Source organism: Methylobacterium sp. WL116 (assembly GCF_008039455.1).
Taxonomy (GTDB): Bacteria; Pseudomonadota; Alphaproteobacteria; order Rhizobiales; family Beijerinckiaceae; genus Methylobacterium.
This window is the reverse complement of the sequence record NZ_VRUV01000131.1, coordinates 1-9,948: the sequence shown is the minus strand read 5'-3', so window position 1 is coordinate 9,948 and position 9,948 is coordinate 1. Positions and strand designations below refer to the sequence as shown.

General features: G+C 70.1%; 10 protein-coding genes. 7 read left to right on the top strand and 3 right to left on the bottom strand.

Features of this window, described 5'->3' with window-relative positions; genetic code table 11:
- On the bottom strand, positions 1-900 hold a 900-nt coding region (locus tag FV223_RS12010), incomplete at its 3' end, for a D-alanyl-D-alanine carboxypeptidase family protein (protein WP_147727266.1).
- A 298-nt stretch (positions 901-1,198) separates the two neighbouring features.
- Between FV223_RS12010 and FV223_RS12005 the strand changes: the two genes are divergently transcribed.
- The 5 genes from FV223_RS12005 (at position 1,199) to FV223_RS11985 (ending at position 6,437) form a co-directional block, all read left to right on the top strand.
- Complete coding sequence (locus tag FV223_RS12005; protein ID WP_187274711.1) at positions 1,199-1,576, top strand: phasin family protein; 378 nt, start codon at positions 1,199-1,201, stop codon at positions 1,574-1,576.
- Between the two features lie 153 nt (positions 1,577-1,729).
- Positions 1,730-2,146 carry an ATP-dependent Clp protease adapter ClpS gene (gene clpS / locus FV223_RS12000; RefSeq protein ID WP_243933045.1) on the top strand — a complete coding sequence of 139 codons (417 nt, stop codon included), beginning with the start codon at positions 1,730-1,732 and terminating at the stop codon, positions 2,144-2,146.
- Between the two features lie 26 nt (positions 2,147-2,172).
- Positions 2,173-4,653: an ATP-dependent Clp protease ATP-binding subunit ClpA gene (clpA, locus tag FV223_RS11995; RefSeq protein WP_147727264.1), complete on the top strand. Its 2,481-nt coding sequence runs from the start codon at positions 2,173-2,175 to the stop codon at positions 4,651-4,653.
- A gap of 157 nt (positions 4,654-4,810) precedes the next feature.
- Positions 4,811-5,083 carry a hypothetical protein gene (locus FV223_RS11990; protein WP_147727263.1) on the top strand — a complete coding sequence of 91 codons (273 nt, stop codon included), beginning with the start codon at positions 4,811-4,813 and terminating at the stop codon, positions 5,081-5,083.
- 46 nt (positions 5,084-5,129) lie between these two features.
- Complete coding sequence (locus FV223_RS11985) at positions 5,130-6,437, top strand: NAD(P)/FAD-dependent oxidoreductase (protein ID WP_147727262.1); 1,308 nt, start codon at positions 5,130-5,132, stop codon at positions 6,435-6,437.
- Between the two features lie 108 nt (positions 6,438-6,545).
- Here FV223_RS11985 and egtD read toward each other — a convergent pair whose 3' ends face one another.
- Positions 6,546-7,520 carry an L-histidine N(alpha)-methyltransferase gene (gene egtD / locus FV223_RS11980; protein ID WP_147727261.1) on the bottom strand — a complete coding sequence of 325 codons (975 nt, stop codon included), beginning with the start codon at positions 7,518-7,520 and terminating at the stop codon, positions 6,546-6,548.
- A gap of 23 nt (positions 7,521-7,543) precedes the next feature.
- A complete protein-coding gene (gene egtB, locus FV223_RS11975; RefSeq protein ID WP_147727260.1) occupies positions 7,544-8,806 on the bottom strand; it encodes an ergothioneine biosynthesis protein EgtB in 1,263 nt (420 codons plus the stop codon).
- On the opposite strand from egtB, the gene FV223_RS11970 reads away from it, so the two are divergent.
- On the top strand, positions 8,805-9,002 hold the full coding sequence (locus FV223_RS11970) for a hypothetical protein (RefSeq protein ID WP_147727259.1): 198 nt from the start codon (positions 8,805-8,807) through the stop codon (positions 9,000-9,002). The two genes, egtB and FV223_RS11970, sit on opposite strands and share 2 nt — an antisense overlap.
- Before the next feature lie 59 nt (positions 9,003-9,061).
- Positions 9,062-9,940, top strand: coding sequence for a glutamate racemase (gene murI / locus FV223_RS11965; RefSeq protein WP_147727258.1), 879 nt, complete (start codon positions 9,062-9,064; stop codon positions 9,938-9,940).
- Positions 9,941-9,948 lie beyond the last annotated feature (8 nt).

The window sequence follows — 9,948 nt, the reverse complement described above, 5'->3', positions numbered from 1 at the left end:
CTCGACGGTCGGCGGCGCCTGGCGGGCGCCGGCATAGGCACGCGGCAGGCTGGCGCGGACGAGGTCGGCCATGATCCGGTCGCGGCTGGCGCCCGACTTGCCGCCGAGCACGATCGCGACGATCTGGCGGTCGTCGGACTTGGCCGCCGTCATCAGGTTGAAGCCGGAATCGCGGGTGTAGCCGGTCTTGATGCCGTCGACGCCCTCGACGTTGCCGAGCAGGTGGTTGTGGTTGCCGATCGTCCGGCCGCGGAAGGCGAAGGACCGGGTCTGGAAGTAGCGGTAGTAGCGCGGGAAGCGGTCCTGGATCGCGCGCGCCAGCACGGTGAGGTCGCGGGCCGTCGTCACCTGCTCGGAATCGGGAAGGCCCGAGGCGTTGGCGTAGTGCGTGCGGCTCATGCCGAGCGCGTGCGCCTTGGCGGTCATCAGCTCGGCGAACCGCTCCTCGGAGCCGGCGATGTTCTCGCCGATGGCGCAGGCCACGTCGTTGGCCGACTTGGTGACGATCGCCTTGATCGCGTCCTCGACGGCGATGGTCTGGCCGGGCCGCAGGCCGAGCTTCGACGGCGCCTGGGCTGCGGCATGGGCCGAGATCGTCAGCTCGGAATCGAGGGCGAAGCGCCCCTTCTCCATCTGCTCGAACAGCATGTAGAGGGTCATCACCTTGGTGATCGAGGCCGGGTGCCGGATCGCGTCCTCGTTCACCGCGTGCAGCGTGCGGCCGGACTTCACGTCGACCACCATCGCGGCGTAGGGCGGATTGTAGCCGCCGCCGGGGCGGACGTGGCGCCCGTGGCGGCGCGCCTCGGCGGGAGACGCCAGCGCGGTCAGGACCGCGGCGGCGGCGAGCGCGGCCGAGATCGTGGGCACGGTCCGGGAGCGACGGGAAACGCTACGCATCACGACTCATTGCCCTCGACAGACCGGCCACGGCCAGTTTGCATCGCACCATTCAGCTCGGACATGCCCTGCGGCGTGGCCCGATCACGTCTGTCAAACACGCTACGGCGATGCAGTTACAGCGCGGTTAATGGAGCCGACGACATTCGACGCATCACTTTTGCATCGCAACACGGATTGACGGCTGATGCTGCAGTGCACAAATGTGACGGGCCGTAGCCGTTCGGGCCGGACGACGGTGGCACCCCGATTGTTCGCGGGCGCGCGGTCGAGGCCGTGGCGCCGCAGGAGATCCTTCATGACCCCATCCTACGCCCCGGCCGCCGACGCGGTCCGCAACGGCCTCGACGGCGCGAAGGCCGGCGCCGCGGCGCTGAGCCAGAGCGTCGGCGCCGCCGCCCGCACCAGCCAGACCATCGGCATCGAGTGGATGGACTTCCTCAAGCAGGTCAGCGCCGAGGTCACCGCGACCACGGAAAAGGTCGTGAAGGCCGGCAGCCCGGCCAAGGCGATCGAGATCCAGAGCGCGTTCGTGAAGACCTCCGGCGAGCTCTGGATGGCGCGCGCGGCGACCTTCCGCGACCTCTACGCCACGCTGGCCCAGGACATGGCGAAGCCGTTCACGACGCTGGTCGGCCGGTCCGCCACGGCGGCGGCGGCGCGAACCCCCGCCTGACCCGTTTGCGGGTGCGGCGGCCCGCTCCCGGACAGTTGCGCGCAGACGACTGGCGAAACCGAATCCCGCCGCCTAGATTGGCTCAGACGCGGCCGGGCCCGTCGCAGCGACGCGACAAGCCCCGGCCGGCACGAAGGAGCCGGTTCCATCACGATGACAGACGTCCCGATGCGGGGCACCGCTCATCCCCACGACTCGACAGGCCGGCCTTCGCTCGAGGCGGTGCGGTTCACGACGACCGCCTCGGACCCCGGGGACCCGGGCGGCGACGATCGCTCGAATACGGCGATCATCACCCGTACCAAGCCGAAGACCAAGCGGCCGAGCCTGTATCGGGTGCTATTGCTCAACGACGACTACACGCCGCAGGATTTCGTCGTGCTGGTGGTCGAGCGTTTCTTCAACAAGACCCACGAAGACGCCTACCAGATCATGATGCACGTGCATCATAACGGCGTCGGAGAATGCGGGGTGTTCACCTACGAGGTCGCCGAGACCAAGGTGACGCAGGTCATGGACTTTGCGCGCAAACACCAACATCCTCTGCAGTGCGTTATGGAAAAAAAGTAGGCTCACGCAGCACAAAGGCTCGAGCATTGCCCAGCTTCTCACGCAGCCTTGAACAAGCTCTCCACCGCGCCCTGGCGCTAGCCGGCGAGCGCCGGCACGAATACGCCACGCTGGAGCATCTGCTCCTGGCGCTGGTCGACGACCAGGACGCCGCCGCCGTCATGAGGGCCTGCAACGTCGAGATCGACACGCTGAAGCGCAGCCTCGTCGAGTACGTCGACACCGAGCTTTCCAACCTCACCGGGGACGGACGCCAGGACGCCAAGCCCACGGCCGGCTTCCAGCGCGTGATCCAGCGCGCGGTGATCCACGTGCAGTCCTCGGGCCGCGAGGAGGTCACCGGCGCCAACGTGCTGGTGGCGATCTTCGCCGAGCGCGAGAGCCACGCCGCCTACTTCCTGCAGGAGCAGGACATGACCCGTTACGACGCGGTCAACTACATCAGCCACGGCATCGCCAAGCGCCCCGGCGCCTCCGAGGCGAAGCCGGTGCGCGGGGCCGACGACGAGGGCTCGAACGAGCGCCCGAGCGACGACGGCGAGAACCGCACGAAGAAGAAGGGCGACGCCCTCGACGCCTACTGCGTCAACCTCAACAAGAAGGCCCGCGACGGCAAGGTCGACCCGCTGATCGGCCGCGAGAGCGAGGTCCAGCGCACGATCCAGGTGCTGTGCCGCCGGCAGAAGAACAACCCGCTGCTGGTCGGCGATCCCGGCGTCGGCAAGACTGCGATCGCGGAAGGGCTCGCCCGCAAGATCGTGCAGAAGGAGGTGCCGGAGGTCCTGGCCGACGCCACCGTGTTCTCCCTCGACATGGGCACGCTGCTCGCCGGCACGCGCTACCGCGGCGACTTCGAGGAGCGCCTGAAGCAGGTGATGAAGGAGATCGAGGCGCACCCGAACGCGGTGCTCTTCATCGACGAGATCCACACCGTGATCGGCGCCGGCGCCACCTCCGGCGGCGCGATGGACGCCTCGAACCTGCTCAAGCCCGCGCTCGCCGCCGGGACCCTGCGCTGCATCGGCTCGACCACCTACAAGGAGTACCGCCAGTACTTCGAGAAGGATCGCGCCCTGGTGCGTCGCTTCCAGAAGATCGACGTCGCCGAGCCGTCGATCCCGGACGCGATCGAGATCGTGAAGGGCCTGCGGCCCTATTACGAGGAGTTCCACAAGCTCAAGTTCACCACCGAGGCCGTGAAGGCCGCGGTCGAGCTGTCGGCGCGTTACATCAACGACCGCAAGCTGCCCGACAAGGCGATCGACGTGATCGACGAGACCGGCGCGTCGCAGATGCTGGTGCCGGAGGCGCGCCGCAAGCGCGTGATCGGCATCAAGGAGATCGAAGCGACGATCGCCACGATGGCGCGCATCCCCCCGAAGACCGTGTCGAAGGACGACGCGGTGGTGCTCCAGCATCTCACCGAGAACCTGAAGCGCGTCGTCTACGGCCAGCCCAACGCCATCGATGCGTTGACCTCGGCGATCAAGCTGGCGCGCGCCGGCCTGCGCGACCCGGACAAGCCGATCGGCTCCTACCTGTTCGCGGGACCGACCGGCGTCGGCAAGACCGAGGCCGCCAAGCAGCTGGCGTCGTCGCTCGGCGTCGAGATGCTGCGGTTCGACATGTCGGAATACATGGAGCGCCACACGGTCTCGCGCCTGATCGGCGCACCGCCCGGCTATGTCGGCTTCGACCAGGGCGGCCTGCTCACCGACGGGATCGACCAGCACCCGCACTGCGTGCTACTGCTCGACGAGATCGAGAAGGCGCATCCGGACCTGTTCAACATCCTGTTGCAGGTGATGGACCACGGCAAGCTCACCGACCACAACGGTAAGCAGGTCGATTTCCGCAACGTGATCATCATCATGACCACGAACGCAGGCGCGTCCGACCTCGCGAAGTCGGCCTACGGCTTCACACAGGCCAAGCGCACGGGCGACGACGTGGAGGCGATCAACAAGCTGTTCGCACCGGAATTCCGCAACCGGCTCGATGCGATCATCTCGTTTGGCCACCTGCCGAAGGAGGTCGTAGCCAAGGTCGTCGACAAGTTCGTGCTCCAGCTCGAGGCGCAGCTCGCCGATCGCAACGTCACGATCGAGCTGTCGGACGAGGCGCGCGCGTGGCTGGTCGAGCACGGCTACGACGATGCGATGGGCGCCCGCCCGATGGCGCGGCTGATCCAGTCGAGCATCAAGACGCAGCTCGCCGACGAGGTGCTGTTCGGCAAGCTGAAGAACGGCGGCGCGGTCCGCGTCATCGTGCGCAAGCCCGAGGATGCGGAGGCGAAGGCCGGCGGCAAGGAGACGCTGGGCTTCGAGTTCCCGGCCGGCCCCGTGGTGCCGAAGCCCGAAGCGGACGTGACCAACGCGGTCAAGAAGCACAAGCGCGCCAAGCCCCGGGCCGCGGCCCGCAAGAAGACGCCCAAGGACGACAAGGGCGGCAATTCGGGTGGCGGCGGCGTCCGCACGGTGCCGAAAGTCCCCCTCGTCCGGGCTTGACGCCGGAGTGACGTGAGCCCGATCGACCTGGCCCCGGAGCGCGCCTCGCGCTCCGGGGCCTTGCGCATGACGGCGAATGCGGCTTTCAGGTTCGCGGACGATTGCACCATGGACGCGGCGGCCGACCGTCGCCGCGAAGGATCGAGCGGGCGTGACGATGAGCGAACTGCATGAGGGCCCCCTCCTGCCCGTCGATCAGCCCACGGCGGCGCCCGCCCGACCGAAGCCCGTCACCCGACGCGAGGAGCGCCGCCGCCGCCGGACCCGCCGCCGCCGCGGCGAGGAGATCCTGGCCTGGGTGCTGGTGCCGCTGATCTGCCTCGGGATCTACTGGGGCATCAATGCCGGCTTCGAGTTCATGGGAACCTCGCCGGGCCAGGTCTGGGACCAGCTGATGCAGGTCAAGGCGATGATGGAGAAGCGCGCCTGATCGCGTCGCTCCGGTCGCCGCACGCACTCGCGCGAACGGAGCCGTCATGTCCCTCACCCGTCGCGCCGCGCTGATCGGCGCCCTCCTCGCGACTCCGGTCGTAAGGGCGGCCGGTCGCGACGGTCCGGTGATCGTCGTCGGCGCCGGCGCGGCCGGGCTCGCGGCCGCCGACATCCTGCGCCAGGCCGGGCGTCCCTTCACCGTGATCGAGGCGCGCGACCGCATCGGCGGTCGCGCCCATACCGAGCTCGGGCTCGGACTGGACTGTCCCTTCGATGCCGGTGCCGAGTACGTTCACTGGGCCGAGCGCAATCCCTGGCGCGCCGTCGCCGAACGCGAGAACGTGCGGATCGCCGGGCAGGAAGGCTGGGCGCGGATCCTGTTCGTCGACGGGCGCCCGGCGACCGTGACCGAGCGCAACCGACGCCGCGCCGCCTTCTCCGGCCTCGACGCCGCCCTGAAGCCGGTGGACGGCCCCGACCGGTCGCTCGCCGAAGCCGCCGCCGCGGCCGGACCGGACATGGCGCAGGCGGCGGCGGGCCTTGCCCGGCTGTCGCTCGGCGAGGAGCCCGAGCGCGTCTCGGTGCTCGACTACGACCGGCTGTGGTCCGGCACCGATCTGTGGCTCGACGGCTACGGCAGCCTTGTCCGCCGCCGCTTCGCGACGATGCCGGTCTCCCTCGGCACGGCCGCGACCGCCATCGATTGGACCGGCGAGGGCGTGCGGGTGACGACGCCCGGCGGCACGCTCGACGCCGCGGCGGTGATCCTCACCGTTCCGGTCGGCGTGCTGGCCGCGGGCACGATCCGCTTCACGCCGGACCTGCCGGCCCCGACGCGGGATGCGCTCGGCGGCCTCGGCATGGGCGCCTACAGCAAGGTCGGCCTCCGGCTCGATCCCGCCCGGATCGACCTGAAGGCGGTGGGGGACGCAGTGTCCGTGGCGCACCGCGGCGACCAGGACCGGACGATCTACTTCGAGGTCTCGCCGTTCGACCGACCGCTCGCGGTGGCTAACATCGGCGGCGACGGATCCCGTGCCCTGTGCGAGCTCGGCGAAGCGGCGGCCGTCGCCGAGGTCACGGACCGGCTGGTGGCGATCCTCGGCACGCAGGCGCGCGGCGCCATGACGGCAGGCAAGCTTGCCGGCTGGTGGACCGATCCGCATGCGCGCGGCAGCTACGCGATCGCCCATCCCGGCCATGCCGACGCCCGGACCGCCCTGCAGGCGGCGATCGGCGACCGCATCTTCCTCGCCGGCGAAGCCTATGCGGGCGGCGGCGCCATGACGGTCGGCGGCGCGACCCTCGACGGCGAACGCGCCGCGCGGGCCGTCCTGCGGATGCTGGGCTGAGGGGGATCGGACGCGGATCTTGCGTGCGGATCGGGGTGCAGGCCCTCTCCCCTGCGGGAGAGGGGGTCGTGACGTGCGACGCTCTCGCAAGAACCGTCGAGCCGCCCCCTATCCCAAGCGCAGGGCATGCACCGAGAACAACCTCTCGGGGTCGGTCCACACCGTGACCGGCGACCACCCGGCCTCCGCCGCCAAGGCGCGAAAACCGTCGAGCGTGTACTTGTAGCTGTTCTCGGTGTGGATCGTCTCGCCCTCGGCGAAGGCGAAGGCGTGTCCGGCCACCGTCACCGTCTGGTCGGCGCGGCTCACGAGATGCATCTCGATCCGCGAGGCCGCGCGGTTGAACACCGCCCGGTGCGCGAACGCGGCGGCGGCGAAGGTGCCGGACAGGTCGCGATCGATCCGGGTCAGCAGATTGAGGTTGAACGCCGCGGTCACGCCGGCCGCGTCGTCGTAGGCCGCCTCGAGCACCGCGGCGTCCTTGACGAGGTCGACGCCGACGACGAGCGTCGCGCCCTCCCCCAGCACGTCGCCGAACTGGCGCAGCAGGCGGGCGGCCTCCGCGGGCTCGAAGTTGCCGATGGTCGAGCCCGGGAAGAACCCGGCGCGCGGCGCGTCGCCGAGGTCGTGCGGCAGGGCGAAGGGCTGGGTGAAGTCGGCGGCGATCGGCGCGATGCGCAGGGCGGGATGATCGCCCTGGAGCGCGGCCGCCTCGCTGCGCAGGAACGTCTCCGACACGTCGACCGGGACGTAGGCCGCGAGGTCCGGCATGTGCCGGAGCAGGCGACGGACCTTCACGGTCGAGCCGCTGCCGAACTCCACCAGCGCGGCGCCGCGCGGCAGGGCGGCGGCGATCTCGGCGCCTCGCATGTCGAGGATGCCGATCTCAGTCCGGGTCGGGTAGTATTCCAGCAGCCGCGTGATCTGCTCGAACAGGTCGGACCCGACGGCGTCGTAGAAGTACTTCGCCGGCAGGGTCTTCTGCGGCTTCGCGAACCCGGCCAGCACGTCTTCGAGGAACGCCCGGTCGTCGGGCAAGTGGGCGAGCGGCGTCGCGTCTGCGAAGACGGGCTTGATGGTCACGCGCGGTACTCCGAGATGCGACGTCAGGCGCGGGACTGCGCCAGGCGCAGGCCCGTGAATTGCCAGCGCTGATGCGGATAGAAGAAATTGCGGTACGGCAGCCGCGCATGACCCTCCGGCGTCGCCACCGACGAGCCGCGCAGCACGAACTGGTTCGACATGAACTTGCCGTTGTACTCGCCGAGTGCGCCCGGCAGCGGGCGGTATCCCGGGTAGGCGGTGTAGGCGCTGCGGGTCCATTGCCAGACGAGGCCGAACGCGTCGTCGAGTCTGCCGTCGCGGGCGGCGACCTCCCATTCGAACTCGGTCGGCAGGTCGCGCCCGGCCCAGCGGGCGTAGGCATCCGCCTCGTAGTAGCTGACGTGGGTGACGGGCTGCGCCGGATCGATCGGGCGCCGGCCGCCGAGCGTCATGCAGGTCCAGCCCGGCTCGCCCGGCTGCCAGTAGCCCGGCGCCTCCCAGCCCTCGGCCTGCGCCGCGAGCCAGCCGTCGGACAACCACAGGTCGGGGCGGGAATAGCCGCCATCTTCCATGAAGCGCAGCCAGTCGCCGGTCGTGACGAGCGCCCGGTCGATCGACACGGGCAGGACCAGGCTGTCGTGCCGGGGATGCTCGTTGTCGAACGAGAACCCGTCGCCGGCATGGCCGACCTGATGGATGCCGTGGGCCAGGTCGATCGTGCCGGAACGATTGGCCGCCTTCGGGAAACGCCATTCGGCGTCGTAGACCGGATGCAGCGGGTTCTGCGCGAAGGCGTGCAGGATGTCGGTGAGCAGCAGCTCCTGGTGCTGCTGCTCGTGGAACAGCCCGATCTCGAGGATCGGCAGGATCGCCTCGAGCGCGCCCGGCGCGGCCTGCGCCAGCAACGTCTCGACCGCGCGGTCGATGTGCGCGCGGTAGCCGGCGATCTCCTCGGTGGTCGGCCGGGTGATCAGCCCGCGCATCACCCGCGGCTGACGTGGGCCGGCGGCGACATAGTACGAGTTGAACAGGTAATGCAGGCGCTCGTCATGGATGCGGTAGCCCGGCAGGTGCTCGCGCAGCAGGAACTGCTCGAAGAACCATGTCGTGTGCGCGCGATGCCACTTGGTCGGGCTGGCATCGGCCATCGATTGGACCTGCTGATCCTCCGGCGACAGCGGCGCGGCACGGCGCTCGGTCTCGGCACGGACGAAGCGGAAGGCGGCGATCCAGGCGTCCCGGTCCACCGGCCGGGCGGAGACGGGCGGCGGCGGGAAGGCCTGAGCGGGCGCGTCCGTCTCGCGAAGTGTCGCCGTCGCAGCCATGCTGGTCCTCCCGTCGTCCGCTGATCCGCCGGTCGCGGTTGATGGAGATATGGCCGAAGGCGCAGCCGACAACGGCAGCGCGACGATTCAGTTCGCAATAGGCTCACCGACGCCGGCCGACGCGCCGCAAGTCTGTGTAGAGCGGGGCCGCTCGACGCGGTTGATCGATCCCCGAGCCTTTTTGCAGCCGCAGTGAGATGGCCTTAACCCTCTCGTCCAAGACTGCGGGGCTCTGATGCTGGGGTACGCGTTCTGATGCGGATCGATCTGATGGCCGGAGCGAGCCTGTCGGCGGCGGCTTTGCGCGCGGCGCCCGAGCCCACCATCCTGGTGTTCGACTCGGGCCTCGGCGGCCTGACGGTGCTGGAGCAGGTGCGCCGAGCCCGGCCCGACGCGCGCTACGTCTACGCTGCGGACGACGCGGCCTTTCCCTACGGCCGGCTCTCGGAATCGGTCCTGGTCCAGCGCGTGCTCGACGTGATGGCGCGCCTGATCGCGACGCACCGGCCCGACCTCGTCGTCATCGCCTGCAACACCGCCTCGACGCTGGTGCTGCCGGCCCTGCGCCAGCGCTTCCCGACGCCGTTCGTCGGCGTGGTGCCGCCGATCAAGCCGGCGGCCGAGACCAGCCGCTCACGCCTCGTCACGCTGCTGGCGACCCCCGGCACCGTCGCGCGCTCCTACACGCGCGACCTGATCATGACCTATGCCGAGGCCTGCTCGGTGACCTCGATCGGCTCGGCGAACCTCGCCAACTACGCCGAGGCGGAACTCGCCGGCACGCCGGTGGACGACGCGGCGATCGCCGCCGAGATCGCACCGTGCTTCGTCACGGCCGAGGACGGCCGGCGCACCGACGTCGTCTGCCTCGCCTGCACCCATTACCCGCTGCTGCGCGCCCGCTTCGAGCGGCTCGCGCCCTGGCCCGTCACCTGGATCGATCCGGCGCCCGCCATCGCGCGCCGGGTGACGCAGCTCCTCGGCAGCACCCCGCGCGATGCGCGCTCGGACGAGGGCCCGGTGCTCGGCGCCTTCACCGGCGGCGCGACGCTCACGGATGCGCTGCGCGCCTCGCTCGACCGGCGCGGCATCCCGTCGATCGGCGTCGACCCGATGCCGCTGACGCTGCAGTAGCGCCGCGC